The organism is Clostridium fessum (genome assembly GCF_003024715.1).
In the GTDB taxonomy this organism is placed as follows: domain Bacteria; phylum Bacillota; class Clostridia; order Lachnospirales; family Lachnospiraceae; genus Otoolea; species Otoolea fessa.
In genome coordinates this window covers 1-21627 of record NZ_PYLO01000004.1, presented here as the reverse complement: position 1 = coordinate 21627, position 21627 = coordinate 1, and the positions used below count along the sequence as shown (strand labels likewise).

Annotated in this window: 24 protein-coding genes, 5 tRNA genes and 1 rRNA gene; 1 reads left to right on the top strand and 29 read right to left on the bottom strand. The window is 51.8% G+C overall.

Annotated features, from left to right (window positions below; all coding sequences use genetic code 11):
* Positions 1 to 72: 72 nt before the first annotated feature.
* The 9 genes from C7U56_RS11425 to C7U56_RS11385 form a co-directional block, all read right to left on the bottom strand.
* Positions 73 to 804, bottom strand: a complete 732-nt coding sequence (locus C7U56_RS11425; protein WP_353885918.1) for a SpoIIIAH-like family protein — start codon at positions 802 to 804, stop codon at positions 73 to 75.
* A 14-nt stretch (positions 805 to 818) separates the two neighbouring features.
* Positions 819 to 1499: a stage III sporulation protein AG gene (locus tag C7U56_RS11420; protein WP_107001322.1), complete on the bottom strand. Its 681-nt coding sequence runs from the start codon at positions 1497 to 1499 to the stop codon at positions 819 to 821.
* Positions 1474 to 2133 (bottom strand): stage III sporulation protein AF, encoded by a 660-nt coding sequence (locus C7U56_RS11415; RefSeq protein WP_107001321.1) that lies wholly within the window; start codon positions 2131 to 2133, stop codon positions 1474 to 1476. The genes C7U56_RS11420 and C7U56_RS11415 overlap by 26 nt, the downstream gene beginning before the upstream one ends.
* A gap of 3 nt (positions 2134 to 2136) precedes the next feature.
* Positions 2137 to 3345, bottom strand: coding sequence for a stage III sporulation protein AE (locus tag C7U56_RS11410; RefSeq protein ID WP_107001320.1), 1209 nt, complete (start codon positions 3343 to 3345; stop codon positions 2137 to 2139).
* 48 nt (positions 3346 to 3393) lie between these two features.
* Positions 3394 to 3780, bottom strand: coding sequence for a SpoIIIAC/SpoIIIAD family protein (locus tag C7U56_RS11405; protein WP_107001319.1), 387 nt, complete (start codon positions 3778 to 3780; stop codon positions 3394 to 3396).
* 172 nt (positions 3781 to 3952) lie between these two features.
* Positions 3953 to 4147, bottom strand: coding sequence for a stage III sporulation protein AC (gene spoIIIAC / locus C7U56_RS11400; protein ID WP_022359269.1), 195 nt, complete (start codon positions 4145 to 4147; stop codon positions 3953 to 3955).
* Between the two features lie 13 nt (positions 4148 to 4160).
* Complete coding sequence (locus C7U56_RS11395; RefSeq protein WP_107001318.1) at positions 4161 to 4682, bottom strand: stage III sporulation protein AB; 522 nt, start codon at positions 4680 to 4682, stop codon at positions 4161 to 4163.
* On the bottom strand, positions 4673 to 5728 hold the full coding sequence (locus C7U56_RS11390) for a stage III sporulation protein AA (RefSeq protein WP_107001317.1): 1056 nt from the start codon (positions 5726 to 5728) through the stop codon (positions 4673 to 4675). The genes C7U56_RS11395 and C7U56_RS11390 overlap by 10 nt, the downstream gene beginning before the upstream one ends.
* A 55-nt stretch (positions 5729 to 5783) precedes the next feature.
* Positions 5784 to 7169 (bottom strand): MATE family efflux transporter, encoded by a 1386-nt coding sequence (locus C7U56_RS11385; protein WP_107001316.1) that lies wholly within the window; start codon positions 7167 to 7169, stop codon positions 5784 to 5786.
* 138 nt (positions 7170 to 7307) lie between these two features.
* Between C7U56_RS11385 and C7U56_RS11380 the strand changes: the two genes are divergently transcribed.
* Positions 7308 to 7529 carry a hypothetical protein gene (locus C7U56_RS11380; protein ID WP_107001315.1) on the top strand — a complete coding sequence of 74 codons (222 nt, stop codon included), beginning with the start codon at positions 7308 to 7310 and terminating at the stop codon, positions 7527 to 7529.
* Positions 7530 to 7556: 27 nt separating this feature from the next.
* Here the strand turns inward: C7U56_RS11380 and rlmH are convergent, their stop codons facing one another.
* The 20 genes from rlmH to C7U56_RS11280 all read right to left on the bottom strand — a co-directional run.
* Entirely contained in the window at positions 7557 to 8036 is a 480-nt protein-coding gene (gene rlmH, locus C7U56_RS11375) for a 23S rRNA (pseudouridine(1915)-N(3))-methyltransferase RlmH (protein WP_022359275.1), read from the bottom strand.
* Positions 8033 to 9061 carry an alpha/beta hydrolase gene (locus tag C7U56_RS11370; RefSeq protein WP_107001314.1) on the bottom strand — a complete coding sequence of 343 codons (1029 nt, stop codon included), beginning with the start codon at positions 9059 to 9061 and terminating at the stop codon, positions 8033 to 8035. Before C7U56_RS11370 ends, rlmH begins: the two co-directional genes overlap by 4 nt.
* Positions 9062 to 9144: 83 nt before the next feature.
* Positions 9145 to 11133 (bottom strand): DUF6320 domain-containing protein, encoded by a 1989-nt coding sequence (locus C7U56_RS11365; RefSeq protein ID WP_233430261.1) that lies wholly within the window; start codon positions 11131 to 11133, stop codon positions 9145 to 9147.
* 91 nt (positions 11134 to 11224) lie between these two features.
* Positions 11225 to 11926: a response regulator transcription factor gene (locus C7U56_RS11360; RefSeq protein WP_022359279.1), complete on the bottom strand. Its 702-nt coding sequence runs from the start codon at positions 11924 to 11926 to the stop codon at positions 11225 to 11227.
* A gap of 31 nt (positions 11927 to 11957) precedes the next feature.
* Positions 11958 to 12737 (bottom strand): helix-hairpin-helix domain-containing protein, encoded by a 780-nt coding sequence (locus C7U56_RS11355; protein WP_107001313.1) that lies wholly within the window; start codon positions 12735 to 12737, stop codon positions 11958 to 11960.
* Between the two features lie 85 nt (positions 12738 to 12822).
* Positions 12823 to 13254 carry a DMT family transporter gene (locus C7U56_RS11350; protein ID WP_107001312.1) on the bottom strand — a complete coding sequence of 144 codons (432 nt, stop codon included), beginning with the start codon at positions 13252 to 13254 and terminating at the stop codon, positions 12823 to 12825.
* A 182-nt stretch (positions 13255 to 13436) separates the two neighbouring features.
* The gene (locus C7U56_RS11345) at positions 13437 to 14210 is read right to left on the bottom strand and encodes an SIMPL domain-containing protein (protein ID WP_233430260.1); all 774 of its coding nucleotides are present in this window, start codon (positions 14208 to 14210) and stop codon (positions 13437 to 13439) included.
* Positions 14211 to 14365: 155 nt separating this feature from the next.
* Positions 14366 to 15220, bottom strand: coding sequence for a bifunctional 5,10-methylenetetrahydrofolate dehydrogenase/5,10-methenyltetrahydrofolate cyclohydrolase (locus C7U56_RS11340; RefSeq protein ID WP_107001311.1), 855 nt, complete (start codon positions 15218 to 15220; stop codon positions 14366 to 14368).
* A gap of 72 nt (positions 15221 to 15292) precedes the next feature.
* Positions 15293 to 15625 (bottom strand): AzlD domain-containing protein, encoded by a 333-nt coding sequence (locus C7U56_RS11335; RefSeq protein WP_107001498.1) that lies wholly within the window; start codon positions 15623 to 15625, stop codon positions 15293 to 15295.
* Positions 15626 to 15666: 41 nt separating this feature from the next.
* On the bottom strand, positions 15667 to 16413 hold the full coding sequence (locus C7U56_RS11330) for an AzlC family ABC transporter permease (protein WP_107001310.1): 747 nt from the start codon (positions 16411 to 16413) through the stop codon (positions 15667 to 15669).
* 34 nt (positions 16414 to 16447) lie between these two features.
* Complete coding sequence (locus C7U56_RS11325; RefSeq protein ID WP_107001309.1) at positions 16448 to 16756, bottom strand: hypothetical protein; 309 nt, start codon at positions 16754 to 16756, stop codon at positions 16448 to 16450.
* Between the two features lie 5 nt (positions 16757 to 16761).
* The gene (gene recJ / locus C7U56_RS11320) at positions 16762 to 18474 is read right to left on the bottom strand and encodes a single-stranded-DNA-specific exonuclease RecJ (RefSeq protein WP_107001308.1); all 1713 of its coding nucleotides are present in this window, start codon (positions 18472 to 18474) and stop codon (positions 16762 to 16764) included.
* 203 nt (positions 18475 to 18677) lie between these two features.
* The gene (locus C7U56_RS11315) at positions 18678 to 19202 is read right to left on the bottom strand and encodes a M48 family metallopeptidase (protein ID WP_233430259.1); all 525 of its coding nucleotides are present in this window, start codon (positions 19200 to 19202) and stop codon (positions 18678 to 18680) included.
* A gap of 16 nt (positions 19203 to 19218) precedes the next feature.
* A complete protein-coding gene (locus tag C7U56_RS11310; RefSeq protein WP_022358685.1) occupies positions 19219 to 19644 on the bottom strand; it encodes a hypothetical protein in 426 nt (141 codons plus the stop codon).
* 620 nt (positions 19645 to 20264) lie between these two features.
* Positions 20265 to 20338 (bottom strand) — tRNA-Arg (locus C7U56_RS11305).
* 156 nt (positions 20339 to 20494) lie between these two features.
* A tRNA-Val gene (locus C7U56_RS11300) sits at positions 20495 to 20567 on the bottom strand.
* 61 nt (positions 20568 to 20628) lie between these two features.
* Positions 20629 to 20702, bottom strand: a tRNA-Asp gene (locus C7U56_RS11295).
* 38 nt (positions 20703 to 20740) lie between these two features.
* A tRNA-Ile gene (locus tag C7U56_RS11290) sits at positions 20741 to 20814 on the bottom strand.
* Positions 20815 to 20836: 22 nt separating this feature from the next.
* A tRNA-Asn gene (locus C7U56_RS11285) sits at positions 20837 to 20909 on the bottom strand.
* A 445-nt stretch (positions 20910 to 21354) separates the two neighbouring features.
* A 23S ribosomal RNA gene (locus C7U56_RS11280) occupies positions 21355 to 21627 on the bottom strand; the annotation flags it as partial.

The following is a 21627-nucleotide window of genomic DNA, read 5'->3' as shown; positions in this document are numbered from 1 at the left end:
CCACCACGTTTTCTTACGGCACTTTCGGTTCCAAAAGTGCCTACCCGTGAACATTAACTCATCCGAACTTCCTCAATCTCCCAGGTTTAAAAGGGAAATCACGATATTTTCCGCCGATATCTCGGTTTTCCGTTTTACAATATCCTCGATCTGCGCGCGCTGCGGATCTGTGATGGACGGCGCGTTGACAACGACATCCACTTTTCCATCCGTGATGCTGACAACCGGATCGGCAAATCCTTTCGCCATCAGAAGCGTTTCCGCTGCATTTTCCTTCTCCGCTATCGCATTGAGTGCCAGCATATCCTGAACGGCTGCCTCTTTTGCCGACGCATCCAGATTTTCATTGTTAATCAGGGCATTCAGCGCTTCGCGGTTCTTGGCGCGGATCTGTTCACGGCTGAGCTGTACATTGGCTATGTACTCTGCCACGCCGGTTCCGCCTGTCAAAACCGCCTCGCCCGGGTTATCGACTGCCGGATTGTCCGCAGATGCCTCCTCTCCGTCCGCCGCCCCCTGCGCTGTGCCCTCCTCACTGCCTGCTGCCAGCGGATCTCCCTCTCCCGGATCGTCAAGACTTGCAATCTCCTCATATTCACCGTCCGCCACGCTTCCGGACACCGCCTGATTTTCCGAATATATATCGCTATCTGAAATCTTGGTCGCCCCCGCTTCATATGTATCCGCCCCCGGCAGATCGGATTTTCCCGCATAGTTGAGATACCCCGCCGCCGCAATCATGATCGCCAGCGTCGTGATGATGATTTGATTTCTCCTGAAAACGCGTTTCATCTTCATTCTCATATTTGCATACTCCTTTATTCCACCCGCTTTAATACTTTTATTTTATGTGCCGGCAGTCCGAATAATGCCTGCATCGCTTCCGAAATTTCCTTCTGTACCGACGCATTTCCTCCTCCCTGTGCGCTGATCACGATACCGGAAATCTCCGGTGCCAGCTCTTTTTCAACTACCGGTTCCCCGCTGCCTGAACTTCCCGCCAGCACGGTGCTCTCCCGCAGCGATTCATCCACCTGCTGCCGCGTACCACCCGAAGAATCCGTCTCCGAGGTGGACGCCCGGCTTCTCTCCTTATCCACCCGCAGCACCTTTTCCGAAGAAGAAAACAGAGTCAGCATCACATCCACCTCACCCACGCCGTCCACCTTCTTTAAAACGTCCCGGATCCGCTGCTCCAGGCGAAGCTCGTAGAGGCGGTTCGTGTCCTGCCTGGATGCAGTGCCTGGCAGACCTGTTTCGACATCCGAACCACTCTCTTCTGAACTTCCATTTTTGTCCTGCCCTGCTCTATGCCCAGAGTTTGTTTCTGTTTCACTCTCCGCCCATCTTTCCCCTGACCGCAAGACTCCCGTCTCACTCGTCTTCTTCCCAAACGGCGCATATAAGATCAGAATTGCCAGCCCAAGCACCAGCAAAATCAGCCATTTTTCATTTCGTTTGACCCATTCCTTGTCAAGGTTCCATCCTGACTTCCACATGATCCGCCTCCACCTGATAAAACGATGCCAGCCGCTGCTGAAGCTCCCAAATCTTTTCCCCATTCATCCATGAAACTGCCTGCGCGGCGGCGGGTTCTCCCTGCTTCTGCTCCTGTTCAAGTGAAATTTCAATCGGGGGAATTTTTTCTATTTCAATCATCGAACTCTGATTCTCCTCCAGTTCCGCCGCTTCCATCCCCGCCTCACTTCCCGCCACATACACCGTCACACTCCGCACCGAGGCAAATTGCTCCGACTCCGGATCTTTTTCCAGCTCTACATCCGCCTTTTCCACGGAAAATCCCGCTTCCGCTGCCACCCGCACCGCCTCCTTGGATGCTTCCGCCTCATACTGGCTCAAAACCATATTTCTGCGCCGCACCTCTATCTCATCCATCTCACTTTTCAGCTCGCCCGCTTCATTTTCAAACGAAAGAGATGTAAACAGATAATTCAGCCGCTCCTCCAGCCGCAGCCCGTCCGTCAGCGGCTTAAGCACAATCAGAAGCAAGATACAGCCCGCAAACAGGCGAATATATTTTTCATACTTATGTGCGGGCAAAAGCCCGGTCAGAACGGTCAGAAACACAAGATAACTGACGATATTCCCCGCCCAGTGAGTAATTACTTCCATCTTCTACCCCGCAAAATAAGCCGCGTTCGTGCTCGCACACACCACCGCGATCGAAAGTGCAAATAACACCAACGCCGAACCAGCTGCTGCCAGCAAAAAATAAAATCCTTTCGCCACTGCGCCGACTGCCTCCACCACCCGGCTGTCACTGACCGGCTGCAAAAGCGCCGCGCTTCCCTGGCACCCCAGATAGAGGATTAAAAGTTTCAAAAGCGGCAGAAGCGACACCGCCGCCAGCACAAGCACTCCCCCGATGCCCACCGTATTCCGGATCAGGACGCTGCTTCCAAGAAGTACCTGCGACACTGCCGCCGCGCCCTGTCCGATTCCCGGTATCAGGCTGACCGCCCGCCGCAGCGCCGTCTGGCGCACCGAATCTGTATACGGCGCAATCATTCCCTGCAGCACATGAAAGCCCAGCACCACTCCCAAAAGCGCCTTGCTGCCCCAGCGCATCCCCTGTTCCAGCAATTCCAACGCTTTTGAAAACAAATCCTTCGAGCTTAAATGTCCCGCCAGCGACAGCAGGACATACAACTGGGTGCATGGCAGAAACAACCGTAAAAACACCCATTCCGCCACATTGACAGAAGCAAGTGTCCACGCATATCCGGCTGCTGCCGAGGTACTTCCCCCGGAAAAGGAGACAGCCAGAAAAAAAGCAGGAACCAGCACCCGGACAAATTCAAAGAGCTGCTCCAACAGTGTCCGCGTGATCCGCACCCCATTCAAAAAACTGGCGGCAAGCAGTGTAAAAATCAGAAGATACGTGACATAAAAGCCCATCTCCGATACCTGACTGTCGGCAAAGAGACTCGAAAAGCTGGCGAACACCGCCCCTAAAATTCCCAGAAGGATGACCTGCCCCATCCATCTGCCATTTTCTGAAATTTCCCGAAATAGGGCTGTCCGGCAAAAATCCATCAGCATCCGAACCACTCTCTGATAATTGCCAGAGAGAAGCATCGAAAGGATTTCCCGGAATGAAAGCCCCGGGACTGCCGAACCTCCCGCTTCCCTTAAAAATGCTTCGATTCTGCTTAAATCCAGTGAGTTCAGAAGAGAATCCATGTTCTCTCCAGAAACACTGAAATCCGAATCTTCAGATATCTTTTCACCATTTGCCGCCGACACCGTTAAATGATTTCCTGCCATCAAATATACACTCAAGAATATAACGCTCACTGCCCGCACAACCATCTTTGTTCCCACCGTCACCTGCTCTCACCATCTCTCCGCTTTTCTGCACTTACCACTTCCCTACGCCAAAAACTGCTTCACCGTCTCCAACAATGCCAGCAGAATCGGCATACTGACCGCCAGAATGGACAGCTTCGCAAATATCTCAATCTGTGTTCCCAGCGAACCGTACCCGGCATCCTTGCAAATCCCGGAGGCAAATTCGGCAATATAAGTGATTCCCGCCATTTTCAAAAGCGCCGACAAATACACTGGACTGATCCCGATGCAGGATTCCATCGTCCGAAGTGTTTTCAGAATCACTTCCAGCTTTCCCGCCGCATAGAAAAAGAGACACAGCCCCGCCGCCATCACAATGTACGTCCCATACTCGCTGCCTTTTCCCTTGAGCTGGACTGCCAGAAGAACTGCCGTGATCCCAAGAACCGATACGGTTAAAATTGACATTTTTTACCGTCCTTCCCTGCAATGTGCTCTCGGAGTCTTTCCCGCACTCGCTTTTGCGGCTGATTTTTCGCCAGCTGCATCCGAATTTCATCAACATACGCCTCAGAAATTTGGGCTCAACTGACAAAAAATCATCTCACAAAATCAAGCACAGAAGGATTCCGAGAGTACATTACAACGCAAACAATTCCTTCATCGTCTCAAACAACTGATAAATATACGGCACCATCCAGAACAGTACCAAAAGAAGACCCGCAAGACTTGTGAGAAATGCCTGTTCCTCCCGCCCGCTGTGTTTGAGGATCTGGCAGAGGACGGAAACCAGGATGCCGACTGCCGCAATCCGAAATATTAGATTAACTCCCATTTTCTTTCCCCACTTACATCAACACCACTGCCAGAAACAGCCCGCCTAGTATCCCAAGCCCCCAGCACAGCCGTTTCTTCTCCGGCTCTTCCCGCCGTAGCTGCTCAATCGCCCGTTCCAATTCTTCCAGATACAGTGCCAGCGTCTTTTGCTGCATTTCCAGATCGAGATACCCGATGCTGTTTCCAAACCGGCACATCAGCTCCCATTCCTCTGTTCCTAACATCGGACGAATCCCCTGCTCTTCCAGAACCGCTTCCCAGATACTCCCAAACGGACACTCTGGATTCGCTTCCAGCCGCTCTCCTGCCACCAAAAATAGCTTCCCCGCTTTTCCATCCCCGCGTGCCCCCGCCCGGCACAGTGCCAGAGGAAGAACTGCCTGTGTATACCCAATCTCTCCCTGCAGTCCCGCGGCAATCCGTTTTACTTCCTCCAAAAAACGCCTCCGGCCAATCAGGCGCAATGCCTCACCCCCGCCAATCCCCGCACACGATACACATACAAGGCAGATTCCAAGCAATTTTATCCACATATGAGCTCCTCGCCAGCTGCATCATATACCGCCTCCACCGTTCCCGGTCCGCGTCTATTTCCCAGCACCACATACCGCTCAAACCGTTTTTCTTGCAAAAAAGAGGACAAGCCCGGTTTTTCCCGGATGTCCTCCATCGAATTTCCATGTACGGTTGCCAGAATCCTGCAGCCACAGTTCATCACATAGCGAAGCGCCTCCAAATCATTCTCACCGCCGATCTCGTCCACCGCGACCACCTCCGGTGCCATTGAGCGAATCAACATCATCATTCCCTCCGCCTTGGGGCAGGCATCCAGCACATCTGTCCGGCAGCCAACATCGTTTTGCGGGATTCCCTGATAACAGGCGGCAATCTCCGAACGCTCATCCACCACCCCGACCGTCTGCGCCCTCACTTTTCCACCATGCTGCTTCCTCATCTCCACCATTTTTCCAGCTTTATTTTCATGTCCTGCACCTGCCTTAGACCGTTCAAAGCTCCCCCTCAAAGCAGAGCCCCTATCCTTTCCCTCTTCTCCATCCGACACCATCCGGATCAGATCCCGCAGAAGTGTTGTTTTTCCGCATCTCGGCGGCGCAATCAGAAGCGTATTCCGGATACTTCCCGCCCCTGGATCCGTCAAAATCGACCGTATTTTTGCTGCACACCCTATCATCTGATGCGAAAAACGGACATTTAAAAAGGTTATCGGATGAATCGCCTTTATATGTCCGTTTTCCAGTATCGTCCTTCCAGCCACGCCAATACGGTGTCCGCCCTGCACGGTCAGAAACCCCTGCCGGATTTCCTCCCCGTAAGCATAGAGGGAAGAACGAGCCGCGCATTGCAGCGTCTCGTCCACATCCTCCCGGCTGACCCGGAATCCACTTCCGGCTGTGTACTCTTTATTTTTATATATGTAATACAGCGGCGCGCTAACCCGCAGCCGTACCTCTTCCATTCCATCCGCCTCAAGCGGAAGCGCCAGAAGCTGCTCCCGGATATTCCGGGAGAAAAAATGAAACAGCGCCCTCACATCCTGCTTTGATTGTTCCTCCTTCATCAGCCCGTCCTCCTTACCTCAATATATGAAGGACTGGCTAAAATATACCATCCGCCTATGCATGCACGGACGCACTTTCCATCCGCCGCAGCCGTCTCACCTCCACGCCTGCCATCGCAAGCGCCACCACGCCCGCCACAAAATCCGCGATCGGTCCGGCATACATGATGCCGTCAATGCCGATAAACAGCGGCAGAATCACAATCAGCGGCAGCAAAAAGAGAATCTGGCGCGTCAGGGACAGGAAAATACCCTTTTTCGGTTTTCCAATCGCCGTAAACAGGTTCGACGCAATCGGCTGCACACAGTTTAAGAACGTGAAAAACAGGTAAATCCGGAAATATTTTTCCGCAAACTGGAAATACATCTCCGATCCTTCCCCGAACAGCCCGATGATCGGACGCGGAATCAACTGGAAACACGCAAAGGACACCGCCGACACCGCAAATCCCCACCTGAGCGCCAACCCATACACCTGCCGCACGCGCGCATAATTTTTCGCGCCATAATTGAAACTTGCGATCGGCTGCATACCCTGCGAAAGACCGATGACGATCGAAAAAAACACCTGATTGACCTTCGTGATAATTCCGGCACACGCCAGCGGAATCGATTCCCCATAGTCCGAATGCGCACCATAGTAGGTCAAGGATTTATTTAACACGATCTGCACCACCAGCATCGCAAGCTGGTTGAAAAATGCCGCCGCCCCCAATGAAGTAATCATGCTTACATATGTTCTCTGTGGTCGAAGATGCGCCGCTGTCAGCCGTCCGTTTTTGTAACGGCGCAGATACCGGATAATCAGGATTCCTGAAAAAATCTGTCCAATGATCGTTGCCAGCGCAGCACCCGCCATTCCCATATGAAATCCAAAAATAAACAGCGGATCGAGCACCGTATTGATCAGCGCCCCGGATAAATTGTAAAGCATCGCATTGCGAGGGCTTCCGTCCGCCCTCACCAGATGCCCGCCGCCGTTGGTCAGAATCAGAAATGGAAATCCCAGAGCCGTGATACCCGTATACGTTTGGGCATACGCCAGCACATTGTCCGGCGAACCGAAAAAGTGCAGCATCGGCGTCAGGCATAAAAGCGCCACAATTCCCAGAATCACACCGCTTCCAAACAGAAGCGTCGCCGCATTTCCAATATAAAATAACGCCTTTTCCCGATCGCCGCCTCCCAGCGTCAGGTTAAAGGATGCCGCACCGCCGATTCCAAACAGAAGCGCCAGCGCCACACAGGAGATCGTCAACGGAAACGCCACGTTCGTCGCTGCATTCCCCAGCTCTCCCACGCTTCTTCCGATAAAAAACTGATCGACGATATTATAAAGGGCGCCTACCAGCATCGCGATAATACTTGGCACCGCAAACTGCCGCAAAAGCCCGCCGATCGGCTCCGTACCTAGTATATTTTTCTTCTGTACCTGTTCCATGAATCTTGATTCTCCTGTCTACGTTACTGCGAACAATTATCAGTCTACCTCTCGTTACTGATAATTTTTCCTCTTTACATGCCTTCCCCGCGCATGATACACTACCATCAGTTATTAAAACGGAAAGGACTTAATCACATGAATCTTTCATCCTTACTGCAATTTCGGGACGAGTGGGCGCGTTTCAAAGCCCGCCACCCTAAATTTTCCCCTTTTCTGAAAGCCGCCTACACCCGCGCGCTGCGCGAGGACAGCGTCATTTCCCTAAAAGTGACCGCCCCGGACGGAACCGAGGTGGCATCTAACTTAAAGGTCAAAAAAGAGGATCTGGAACTGCTCTCGCGCATTATGAATAGCTGATTTTTAATCATCCATCATGCATTATGTCTACTTATGATACGGTTCTCCTTTTATAATCCGGAAACTCCGGTAAATCTGTTCCAGCAAAATCACGCGCATCAGCTGGTGTGGAAAGGTCAGGCGCGAAAAGCTGATCTTCGTGTCCGCACGGTTTAACACCGCCTGCGACAACCCCAGCGAACCTCCGATGATAAACTGCAGATGGCTCTCACCTCGCACGCCCAGATCTTCCATCCATGCCGCCATCTCCTCCGAGGAACGCTGCTTTCCATCGATCGCAAGTGCAATCACATACGCGTCCTCCTTGATATGCGCCAGAATCCGCTCGCCTTCCTTGTCGCGGATCTGCGCTTCCTGCAGCTCACTCGCCTTATCCGGCGTTTTTTCATCCGCCACCTGCACGATCTCCAGACGGCAGTAACGCCCCAGCCGCTTGCTGTACTCCGCGATCGCCGCCTCCAGATATTTTTCCTTAATTTTTCCTACTGTCACTAACGTAATCTTCACTTTTTAAGCTCCCGTTTTAAAAATGCCAACAGATTCAGCCGCGCCCGGTCTTCCGTCTCTTTGCGTCTCGTTTTTACCTTTTTCACGACCGTTCCCTCCGGTTCCCGATGAATCCGGTAGATGATCCGCAGATATTCCGCGACCTCTTCCCATGCCTCGCGGCTCTCCGGAATCAGGTCGAGTCCCATCTGAAATACATGGAACATCCCGTCATAGACCGAGCAGCGCACCTTGACGCCCTCGGCGCGCGCCTTTTTCGCTGCCGCCCTCGTATCATCTAAAAGCACCTCATACGCGCCCACCTGCATCAGCATCGGCGGAAATCCTTCAAAATCTCCAAACAGCGGTGACAGATACGGATTTTTCGGATTGGCATTCCCGATGTAGCTGCACTGGTACAACATATTTTCCTTCGAATTACCAAACAGTGGATCGATCGTATAGTTTTCCTCATACGATGCCCCGCTCAGACTTACATCCGTCCACGGCGACATCGTGATAATGCCCGCAGGAAGCGGCAGCCCGTGATCTTTCGCATACAAACAGAGCGCCAGCGCCAGGCCGCCGCCCGCCGAATCCCCGGCTACCACGATCTGGGATGGCTGGTATTTCTTCTCTTCCAGAAGCCATCGGTACGCGTACACCGCATCCTCCAGCGCCGCCGGATACGGATGCTCCGGCGCCACCCGGTAGTCCGGCGTCAGAACATCCGCGCCGAAGCTGATCTGTGAATACTTAACCGCAAACCGCCGGTAAATATTTTTCATCGGACCGATATACCCGCCGCCGTGCAGCTGCAAAATGACGCGCCCCGTCACCGCCTGCTTCGGCTTCAAATATTCCATCACAAACTGTTCTGTTTTTACCAGCTCATAAATATATTCCGCCGGACATCTCCACGCCGGTTCGACCGGATTTTTCCGGAATTCGCCGGTCTGGATCGGCTTCTTTAACGATGTCTCCATCACGTCACTCATCATATCACGCGTCAGATTGCCTATCATGCTGACTGTTTTCCGACTCATGCTTCTTCCCTTTCTTTCATCCAAATTTTCAATCTTCGTATTTTTATAGATCGTTCCTTTACTGTGACCGATTTTCCTGCCATTTACACATGAAACCGCCTCTTCAATTCCCGCTTCACACTCCGGTCGCCCAGAATCACCGTCGCCGCCAGCGCTGCCACCGACACACCTGCTGCCAGCACCGTCAGACGCGGATGATGCGTCCACCCGATTTCCCAGAAAATCAACGGCACAAAGCTCAGAAATGTAATTGTGATCTGATACATAAAATAGCTCTGCCAGTTCATCCGGTTGACTAGCATCATCAGAAGAACCGCCGCCACCTCAAACAGCGCGACGCATGGGATCGCGTAGTCCACCGACCACCCCCGAAGCCCTGTAAGCGCGTCAATCAGAAGCAAAATTGCCTGAATTCCCAGAGACTGCCGCACCAGCGTTCCTGCCAGGCTCGCATGCCGCATGACTGAAAACCGCAGCGTCATCGCCACATACGCCGCCGCGCCCGCCGTCAGAAGCGACCATTTAAACGGAATCCGATGATAAGTCGCCAGATTCGTAAGCCCCGCCAGAAGCGATACGATCACCAATGACACATAAAATCCCCGCACCGCACGGCGCACGCGCTCTCGATCCTGGGCAATCACTGGATAACGTCCTTTATCATGCTCCGTATCCGTGATTCCATTGCTCTCTCGCTCTACCCGGATGCCCTTTTCCTCCAAAAAGTGAAAGAAAAACTCCGGAAGCCGGTTCTCTGCCATCGCACTCGTAAACGACAGGCATAATTTTCCGTCATACGCCACCGCCCCGCATTTCATCCGCTGCTTCGGCGATGCGCCGACAAGAAGCTGAAAGCCCTCGATCGAATCTTTCAATTCCTCCCGGACCTGCGCCGGTCCGATGTTGGAAAATGTCATCGTGTGGGCGCGGCTGGTGTGCAGAAAAATCAACTGCATCGCCAGATGTTTGACAAATAGCGGGATAGCCCGCACATACCATTTTTTCTCATTCGACACATTGTAGGAGATCGTCTCCTCCAGCCGCTCCTTCACGATCTGCTCATCCATCTGGCGGCTCACAGACGCAATCACTTCTTCCAATGCCTCCGGCGCCTTTCCCGCCGCCCACGAAATATTCACGACAGCAAAGAAGTTTGCCAGCGTCTCCGACTCAAAAAAACTCCGTAGGTTCACCGGAAGATTGAGCGCCACCGGACGTTTCAGCGTTTTCCCATCCGTCTCCGTCTGGATGATCGCCCAGAGAAGCACCGCCGCCAGATATTTGGTGATGCTGACACCCACCTTCCTGCATTCCGTCTTCAGTGCCGACACCTCAATCGTCCCCTGCAGCACTGCCATCTGATCAAATGGGAGAAATTCCCCCTGAATCGCAATCGCCGGTCTGCTGTTATAATGCCGATGCGGCAGTTTCCGGTAATGTCGCAGATAATCGTCCTCCCGGAGCAGCGAAAACTCCCGCTCCTGCACCACAACCGGCAATTTTTTCACCAGTTCCAGATAATGTTCTGTAAGCCGTGAAGCAAACCGCAGCGCCCCCAGTCCGTCCGTCAGCCCGTGAAACACTTCAAAATTGATCCTGCATCCATAGTAGCTCACACGGAATGGGAACCGCGCGCCCCGGTGCGGATCAATGAAACGGCACGGTGCACTCTGTTCTTCTTCCACGCCCGGATTCCGGTTGTTCGTCTCAAAATAATACCAGAAAAATCCCTTCCGCAGCTTCACCCGGAAATTTTCAAACTCCGGAAGTGTCCGCACAAGCGCCCTTTGCAAAAGCTCCGGATCTACTTTTTCTTTCAGAACCGCCGAAATCCGGAATACACTGCTTAAATCCTCCCCCGACACCGCCGCAAAAAGCTTCGCCGTGTTATCCAGCCGCCTCCACGCGGCGCCCTGGATGCGGAGACGCTTTTTCTTTGGTTTTTCCTCTCGTTTCTTCTCTCGTTTCTTCTCCACTTTTTCTGAAACTATCTGTCCCGGCTCTTCCTGCTTCCCTGCAATTTCATCCTTCTGATCCTGTTCTTGGTTTTCCTCGTTCATTCTCTGCTCCATCTGCCTTTGCCACCTAAAGAAAAAGAGCAGCTGCCGGGATACACACTCCCCTGCAGCGCCCCTTTCATCCTCTTCTGAGTTCTTTTCTACATTACCGAATCCGGAAATAATACCCCACGCCCCATTTCGTATGTACATATTTCGGATCACTCGGACTCGGCTCGATCTTCTCGCGCAGCCGCCGCACATGAACGTCTACGGTGCGGACATCGCCGCCCGCCGCCGCCCGGTTGCCCCAGACAAAGCGCAGCAGCTCCTCGCGGCTGTAAACCTTGCCCGGATTGCACACCAGGAGCTCCAGAAGGTCAAATTCCTTCGCGGTCAGATTGATCTCGCGGGAAGCGATAAAAACCCGGCGGCTGTCCGAATCCAGCGTCAGATCGCCCGCCTCGATGACTTTCTTTGTCTGCTGCGGCTCCTGTCTCGATTTCTTGGAGTTGCGGCGCAGGATCGCCTTGATGCGCGCCTTTACTTCCAAAATGTTAAATGGCTTTGTGATATAATCATCGGCGCCGTATTCCAGCCCCAGAATCTTATCCATATCGTCGCCTTTTGCGGTCAGCATAATGATCGGCATCTCGGAGAACTCCCGGATTGCCTGGCAGACTTCAAATCCGTTCAGCTTCGGCAGCATCACGTCCAGAAGAACCATATCATACTCCGTCTCCTTCGCCATCTGAAGCGCTTCCTCCCCGTCATAGGCGCAGGCAACTTCAAATCCATCCTGTTCCAGACTGAAACGGATTCCTTTTACTATTAATTTTTCATCATCTACCACTAATACCTTCGCCATTCTCCACCTCAACCACTATGCTTCTATCTCTCTATACTATAATCTTATCTTTTATCTTCTGAAATGCCGCGTTCTTGATGCCAGGCACCTTCATAATATCCTCAATCGTCCGGAAACCGCCCTTCTGCTCCCGGTAAGAAAGAATCGCTTCCGCCCGCGCCGCGCCGATACCGTTTAAAGTCATCAACTCTTCTTTGGAAGCTGTGTTTAAATTAATCAATGCTGCACTGCTTCCAGATTTCTGCGAATCTGACTCGCTGCCATTCCCAGCAGCGCCTCCGGCTCCCAGAAGCCCGGAGACATCCTTCCCTGTTTCCTGATATTTCCGAATCTCTTCCCGGCTCGGAATCCGAAGCTGCTGTCCATCCTCGATCGCCTGCGCCAGATTTACATATTCCTGCGCCGCCTCCGATGTCATCCCGCCCGCCTTTTCAACCGCCTCATACATACGGCTGCCCGCCGGAAGCTCATAGACGCCCGGTGCGGCTACCTCGCCGCAGACGTGGATATATAGGATTCTCGGTTCCGGCGTTTGGGGATTTTCTTTTGATTGCCCCTCAGGCGCAGCGTTCTCTGCTGCTTCATTATCCCCATCCACTGACCCGCCGTTTGACCGTTTTGCTGGACGTTCGGAGCTTTCCTGCGAATCATCCACTTCTTTTGAAAAACTATTCTGCGTCTCCAGCACCACCGTCTGCTTCTCTCGCCGGCTCTGCACACCAAAACACAAAACAGCCGCCAAAAATACCACGCCGACTGCCCCTGTTCGCATCCATCGTTTCCGATTTACTGTTTGATTTGTCTGTTTCATCTTCTGCACCCCTCTTTTTCCGAGGCGCGTTTTGTCCGTAATTCTATTCTAACCAAAACCCCCTTTAAACACAAGCAGAAAATTTTTATTCCCATCTGAAAATCACAATCCCCGCAATCGCAACCGCCGCCCCGATCGCCTTGCGCCACTCAAATCCCGCTTTCTCCACACCGAACCAGCCAAACACCTCAATCAGGTACGCCACCAGGATCTGCGCCACGACGATCAGAAGCGCTGATTTTGCCGGTCCCAGCGCGTCAAAGCTCTTGATGACCGTGTACGTGATAAATGCCCCGATCACGCCGCCGGTCAGCATATACCGCGGTTCGATCTGCCAAAGCTCCGATACCGCGCTGCGCCCCGTAAAAAGCCACATCACCAGACAAACCACAAACGCGCTTATCTGCACCCATCCAGCCGATACCCACATGCTGGTCTGCTTCATCACGGCAGAATTAAACACGCCCTGTATACTCATGAGTGCGCCGGAAACCAGCGCGGTTATCATTCCCCACATAAAAAATAAACCTCCGCATTCTGTTCTACATTCTCATGAAACAGCAGCCGTTTCCGACCATTCATTTCACACTGTTAGTATCCCAGATATGCGAAGGTTTATACAATTTGTGTTTATTCCCTTTTCCTGTTTAAAATCCGATTTTTCCTCCGAAACCAGACAACCTTTCATGCAGCTGATCCCTATTGAATGGAAAACGTAGCCGAAACCTCTGCCTCAACATCCACCTGACCCGGCATCAGGTTTCTGCCTGCACCCGCATCTTCCATCGCCGTTTCCTTCATCGCCATGCCGCTGCTGTAAGAAGTGTCATAATAACGCGCCTGCTGACCGCTGCTGTACTCCTGCACATTCGTCATCGTTCCCAGCTTGCAGCCGCCTGCCTCCGCCATCGCTTCGGCTTTCACGCGCGCCGACTCAATGGCTTTTTTGAGCGCTTCCTGATAAATCTCATCAAAATTGCTGCACTGGTACTGGACCGAATCGATCGAATTGATACCCGCATTAACCGAATCGCTGATGATCGCCCCTGCATCCTCAATCGCAACATCCGATACAACAACCTCCGTCGTCATCTCATAACCAGTGATCTTCTTGCCATTGTCCCAGTCATAGATCGGATTCAGCCCCAGACCGCTCGTCTGCACCGAGGTATCTGCAATTCCCTTTTCCTTCAAAAGAGCCAGAACCGCATCCAAATCCGTCTGATTCTCCGACTGGCAGGTGCTCGCATCCGCCGCCTGTGAATAGACACTGTAGGTAATTTCCGCAATATCCGGCTCCGCCTTGATTTTCTCCTGGCTCGTCACCGTGATCCCCGTATTTTCCGCCGACTGCACTGTCACCGACGCCGGTGCGGACGCACAGCCCGCCAGACCTGCCGCCGACACCATTGCCATCGTGCCTGCTGCCAGCAGAAATGCCATCCTGTTTCGCATCATCCCCATTTTCCTCATAAAAAAATTCCTCCCGTTTTTCTGTTTCATCCGTGAGTTCCACCCCACAATGGGTTCAGACCTTCCGGAGCAACAACTGGTACACTGTCATTCTTACTATAGTTATACCTGAAAACGAGAGGAAATGTATTGCTTTTCTCTTAACTTTCTTTCGCTTATTTATTACTATTTTTTTCCTGTTTCATCCATGCCGCGCGCACCAGATGCCGTGCCAGAACCGCCGTCGTCACGCCGCCGACACCGCCCGGAACCGGGGTTGCCGCCGAAGCAGTTCCTTCCAGATCGGCAAAATCCACATCGCCGCAGAGTTTTCCATTTTCATCTACATTGATCCCAACGTCAATGACAACCGCATCCTTTTTTACATAGGTGTGGTCGATCATCGCTGCTTTTCCCACACAGGCGGTCAGAATGTCCGCCTCCCGGCATACCTCCGGCAGGTTGGCAGTTCTCGAATGACAGATGGTCACGGTCGCATTTTCATGCAGAAGCAGCATCGAAAGCGGACGTCCCACAACCATGCTTCTTCCTACGACTGCCACCCGTTTGCCAGAAAGCGCGATATCGTTCATTTTCAGCATGCATACCACTGCCTCCGCCGTACACGGCGCAAAACCGCTCGTATCGCCGCTGAACACCTTTGCGATATTGACTGGGGAAATACCGTCCAAATCCTTCGCCGGATCGATCATTTTTTCAATATCCTGCTCGTTGATCTGTTTTGGAAGCGGGCGCAGCATTAAAATACCGTCCACCGACGCATCCGCATTGATTGCCGCAAACTCCTTCTTAAAGGCCTCGTCCGAGATATTCCCTGGAAATACCTTCGATTCCACCTCAAGCCCGAACGAAGTCAGTTTCTTTGTCGCGCCTTTCTCATAGGAAATATCATCCGGATTCTCGCCCACCCGGATAATCGTCAGTTTTGGCACCCATGTCAGGGTTTCCAGCTCTTTTTCCACCTGCTCTTTCAGCTTTGCCGAAACAGCGGCTCCCTTCATTGTAATCATCTTGTCTGCACCTTTCGTTTTTATTTATGATGAATTTCCCGCGCTTTCGCGCATATTCATTTTAAATTTTTCTTAAAATGAAAGCGACGCCAAAAGACCGGCTCCGCCTGCCATCTCAAGCAGGTAAACCGTCACAATCGCCGCGATCGCCACTACCACCAGGCTCTTTCCCTTATATCCCAAAATCACCGCTACGATCGTTCCTCCGACCGACGAATAGAGATGTCCTGTGGAGGTAAATACATCCGGAAATGTCAGTGCTCCCAGCACTGCATACGGCGTATAATCTAAGAAAGATCGGATAAACTTCGAACGGATCTGTTTCCGGAAAATCGTAACCGGAAGAACACGTGGAATATATGTAACCAGTGCCATCAAAAGGACACAGGTCAGCACGTATTTCATATCGAGTGTTCCGGCTGCTCCTGCTGCCTCTGCTGTATTCATCATTCTGCCCCCTCTTTCTGACTCTCGTCCTGACCGGCTTCTTTACCGTCCGGATCATGCGGGAATTTCCATGCACCGAACGCCGATGCCGCGATCGTAACCACAATCACCCGGAAACCGGAGGAAATACCGGCAAAAACCGGAACATATTTTAAAATGCACACCATCACAACTGCCAGAATGATGACGCAGCACACCGACCGCGATTTGCGTGCCGCCGGCAGAATCAGTGCAATAAACATCGCGTACAGGGCAATTCCCATCGCATTCTGCAGCGCCTGCGGCAGAACCGCCGAGATCGCGCCTCCCAGCCAGGTTCCAAGATTCCACCCCAGAATCGGCATCGTGATAAGTCCCAGCATATACGACGCTTTCAAAATGCCCGGATGCAGGGAACTGACGACAAACGTCTCATCCGTGATGCCGAATGCCAATGCCAGGCGCGCCCCGGTTCCCGTCTTTTCATCGAGCTTCTGGGACAGGGACAGTGACATCAGCATATAGCGCAGGTTGATGACAAACGTCGTCAATGCCACCTCAAAGTACCCAGCCCCCGCCAGAATCAGGTTTGTCCCTGCGAACTGTCCGGCGCTCGTTAAGTTCGTCAGCGATATAAAAACTGCTACCCAGACCGGCAGACCGCCCGACACCGCCAGGAAGCCAAACGTAAAGGAGACCGGCAGATACCCCAGTCCAATGGGGATACCGCTCTTTAGCCCCTCATAAAATGTCTTTTTCCAACTCATTCTACTTTTTCACTCTTTCTGTTCACGCAACCGTCTATTTTTCAGGCTTCACATACCGCGCATGCTGCCCGTTCAGCCACTCTACCCCGCTCACAATTCCTTCTTCCGAAAATGGAAATTCCTCGCGGGTCTTCTCCTCTTCCGGCGTTGCGTCGTATCCATATGGTTCCGGCCACGATGTCACGGTCAGGACTGTCTCCTCGACCGTCTCGCCATCTGCGCCGTCTTCTTTCGGTACTTCGCGCTTTGTCATCTCCATCCGGTAGCGCATCCCGGTATCACTTCCGGTAAATTTTTCTTTTTTCAGGAAATTGACCGGCATCACATCTTTTCTCGTTATCATGCCATTTACCCCCGGAATTTATAACGGCGGATCACCGCCTGCAGCGTTTTTCTTCCATTGTACTCATTGATGTCCGGATAATACACGACGTCGATCTCTCGCCGTCCGGCGCGCTCTTCCTCAAACGCCGTTCCGTCACCGAAATATAGCGCCTCGATCGCGTGTCCGTCTGTCTCTTCCAACGTCATTTTTACGACATTCCGGTTGCGCCCCAGCACGCGGCTTGCCCGGATGCGGAGTGATTTCTCTGCAAACAGCGGTTTTTCGTTACCCTGTCCAAACGGTTCGAGACAGGAAAGCTCCCTCACAAGTCGTTCTGTCACATATCCCACCGGCATCGGCACATCGATCCAGACTTTCGCTTTAAAATCTTCCTCCGTCAGCCCCGCATTTTCATTCAGTCTGCGCCGGAACTCGTCAATGTTCTTCTCTTCCAGCGAAAGCCCGGCTGCCAGCGGATGCCCGCCAAATTTGAGCAGCAGATCGCTGACCTCTGTCAGCTTTTTAAACATATGGTACTCATCAATGGAACGTCCCGAGCCTTTGACCGCCTCCTCGCCGCGCGTCAGCACGATCGCCGGCTTCTGATAATATTCCCTCAGGCGCCCTGCAATAATGCCCGCCAGCGATTCATGGCATTCCGGCAGAAAGACCACCAGCACCTTGTCCTTCTGGTACCAGCTCTCTACCTGCAGCTTCGCCGCCTCAGTCCCCTGCTCGGTCATATCCTTGCGGGTATCATTTAATTCCTTAAGTTCCTCTGCCAGGCGTTCCGCCTCTTCCTCACTCTGCGCCCGCAGAAGCGCCAGCGCTTCCTTTGCCGTTTTTAATCGTCCGCCCGCATTCAGGCACGGTCCAATGACAAATCCGATATGGTATGCTGTGATCGCCCCCAGATCAAGATTATTTTTCTCCGCCAGCCTGCGAAGCCCTATATTTTTGGTCTGCGCCATCTTTTTAAGACCGTATTTTACCAGAATCCGGTTCTCATCCTGCAGCTTCATCACATCACCGACCGTCGCAATCGCGGCAAATTCAAGCAAATCCAGCCATTCCATCTGCGGCACGCCCCGGCGGGCATATAAAACCTGCACCAGCTTGTACGCCACCACTGCGCCGCAGATCTCCGGAAATGGGTACGGACAGTCTGCCTGTTTCGGATCGATCACCGCATCCGCCGGGGGAATCTTCTCTTTTTCCCCATCTAAGGGCACCTCATGATGATCCGTGATGACAACCGTCATGCCATATTTCTTCGCCAGCTCCACCTGATGGAACGCGGAAATACCATTGTCACAAGTCAGAATCACCTCCACGCCGTCCGCGTGCGCCTGTTCGATGATCGATTCATTGATTCCGTAGCCATCCTTGATGCGATCCGGTATCTCAAAATCTACATCACTGCCCAGCCGTTCAAATGCCTGCAATAATATGTACGTCGAACAGACGCCGTCAATATCATAATCACCGACGATCCGTATCTTCTTTCCAGTATCCACAGCCTCGCACAGGATGGAAACGGCACGCTCCATATCTTTTAACAGCATCGGATCATACAGATCATCCAGCGTGCCATTTAAATAGCGGTCGATCGCCGCCTCTCCTTCGATCCCACGGTTCCGGATAATACGCGCCGTAACCGGATCGATCCGAAACCGCGCCCCGATCTGCTTAAAATCTGCTTTCTTGGTCTGAAGCATCCAGACTTCTTCTGCCATTTTGTTCCTCCTATCATCTAGATGTACTCTCGGAGTCTTTTTTGCACTTGCTTTTGTGGCTGATTTTCCGCCAGCCGCACCCGAATTTCAGAGGCGGACGCAACGCCAACGCCTCAGAAATTTGGGCACAACTGACAAAAAATCATCTCTCAAAATCAAGCACAGAAAGATTCCGAGAGTACATCTATGTCTGTGCTTCTTTTCTATATCACATACTCCCTAAGCCGCCTGCGCCGTTCCCGCCAGTCCGGCAGTATATTCTCCACCTGCGTCCAGAAACGCGCGGAATGGTTCATTTCCAGCCGGTGTGCCAGCTCATGGACAATCACATAATTCATCAGATCCTCCGGCAAAAGTGCCAGCCGCCAGTTAAAATTTAGGTTTCCAGCTGCGCTGCAGCTTCCCCAACGCGTTTTCTGGTTCCGGATTGTGATTTTTCCATAGGTTACGCCCATGCACGCCGCATATAAAGCAACCCGGTGCATGAGCACCGGGCGCAGCTTTTCTGTGAAATTTCGGATTTCTTCCGCTCCATATGTTTTCCGGTTCCTCTGGCGTTCCACCGCTTCTTTATAATGGACTTCTATCCAGTCGCGGTGCTCCTCGGCAAACCGCATCGCAGCCTGCACCGAAGCCCTCCTCGGAATCCGGAGTACCAGGCGTCCTTCCGCCGTGATCTGGATGGCGATCGTCTTCCGGGAAGACCGAACCACCTCACATGGAATCAATCCTTCTTCCGGCTCATCAGATAACGGAGAATGCCATGGGTTTTGTATCCTCAAGTATTGCATACAATTTCCCGTCTCTTTCATCGATTGTGCGCGCCGCATCTTCCAGTGCGCGTTCCAGACGTTTTTCCAGTTCTTTCTTCTCATCATCCGCCGCTTCATCCCGGATTACTTCCAGGCAGTAATCATCTGCCAGGCGGGCAGCCAGCATCTGTACCAGACCATCCAATGTCTTCTCCGGTGTCTCCAGAATTTTCTTAAACTCCGGATCCTCCGGCTGTTCTTCTGTATCCATCTCATACGGATCCCGCTCGTTCATCTCAATCACATTCATCCATTCCGGTTTTTCATCGGCATTGGTAAAATTCATCTGACCGACCAGGCAGTCGTAAATCTCTGCCTCGCTCGATATCTGCTTCATATCTAACTGAACTAACTGCATCTCTTCTCCTTTCCGCTGTGTCAGAATCCGTGATGCATCTCCCAGCTTCTTCCCAGCCTTTCTATTTTATTCTGCCCACTTAAAACCTACGCGTTCAGCAGCGCCACCGCTGCAAAAAACGGCACCAGCCATTTAGCGACAGAACCAATTTTTATCAGATATTCTGTTTTCATAATTCCTCCACGCGGTCTTTCATAGAAACCGCAAAGCTATCTGCCTTGATAGGGACAGCCCTATTATTATATCGGTCATGCGGTAAAAAGTCAATTCCGGGCTGTCGTAAACGGAATAAAGAATGTGCTCAGGGTTACGGTTCGCACACGTGTGCCCATCAACGGGATTTTGCCGATACTGCACATTCTAAATCGACAAAATCTGCTGCCAGAACTGTATCGTACGGAATTTTCAGTTCAGAAAATTCCTACCTGTGAACAGTTGCTGCCTTAACACATTCTCGCGCCGAGCGCGTCGCTTGCGACAACCTGCATCTTCGCGCAAGTGCACATCATTGGCACGTTAGTGCCTTTTTGTGTAATAGGAAATTCCTTGGAATTCCCTATTATACAAAAAAAGCACCCTCACAAGGATGCTTTTTGCTCTCTGACAACCAGAGAAATCGACGTGCGTGAGAAGATTCGAACTCCCGACACCTTGGTCCGTAGCCAAGTGCTCTATCCAGCTGAGCTACACACACATACTTTTTATTCTTAACGAACAAGTCATATTATACAACTCATTCTGAAGAATGTCAACTGTTTTTTAGATTTTTTTGAATTTCTTTTATTGTTGATTCATTTCAAATTATATCGATATAACAACCAGAAATTCTTCTTACTTTCCAACAATGAAATGGGGCCTACAGGGCTCGAACCTGTGACCCTCTGCTTGTAAGGCAGATGCTCTCCCAGCTGAGCTAAGACCCCATTACGATACTCTGTCCCTCAATCCGCTTACGCGAACCAATTTATAACAGTCGTATCAAAACGACCCGGATGGGGTTCGAACCCACGACCTCCGCCGTGACAGGGCGGCGCTCTAACCAGCTGAGCCACCGGGCCAAATATTAAATTATTTATTTACCTCATATTGGGTAGAGTGGACCTTCGGGGACTCGAACCCGGGACCGACCGGTTATGAGCCGGTTGCTCTAACCAACTGAGCTAAAGGTCCATAAAGTATATGGATCAAAAAACTCCCCGAGTAGGACTCGAACCTACGACAGCGCGGTTAACAGCCGCGTGCTCTACCGACTGAGCTATCGAGGAATATTGCTTTCCAACAACGTAGATAAGTATAACCGATTATATTTTAAATGTCAACTACTTTTTCAAAAAAATCGAAAAATCTATTCTTTTCATCGGATGTTACCGTCTTCTCGCTGCATGAGCAGCATGACGCATCCTTAAATTTCGGGTTCAGAACTCATATAATCTTGGCAAAAAATGTACCTTGGCACATTCTCACGCCGAGCGCGGTCGCTTGCGACATGTTTCTGCTTCGCGCGAGTGCGCATCATTGGCACGTTAGTGCCTTTTTGTGTAATAGGGAATTCCAAGGAATTTCTTATTACACAAAAAACCGTCGTACATTTCTGTACAACGGTCTTCTTTATATACCTTCAAAACTGCACACTGAATTTCTTCTACTTTCTATCTTCCATCCTTTAGGAAATAACTTCCTCTTTCCTATCCAATTCTTAACCATATCCTTTTGGTTAAGCCCTCGACCGATTAGTAACAGTCAGCTTCACGTATTACTACGCTTCCACCTCTGCCCTATCTACCTCGTCGTCTTCAAGGGGTCTTACTACTTGCGTATGGGATATCTCATCTTGAGGGGGGCTTCACGCTTAGATGCCTTCAGCGTTTATCCCGTCCCGGCTTGGCTACTCTGCCATGAACTTGATAGTTCAACAGATACACCAGAGGCCAGTCCACCCCGGTCCTCTCGTACTAAGGGCAGCTCCTCTCAAATATCCTACGC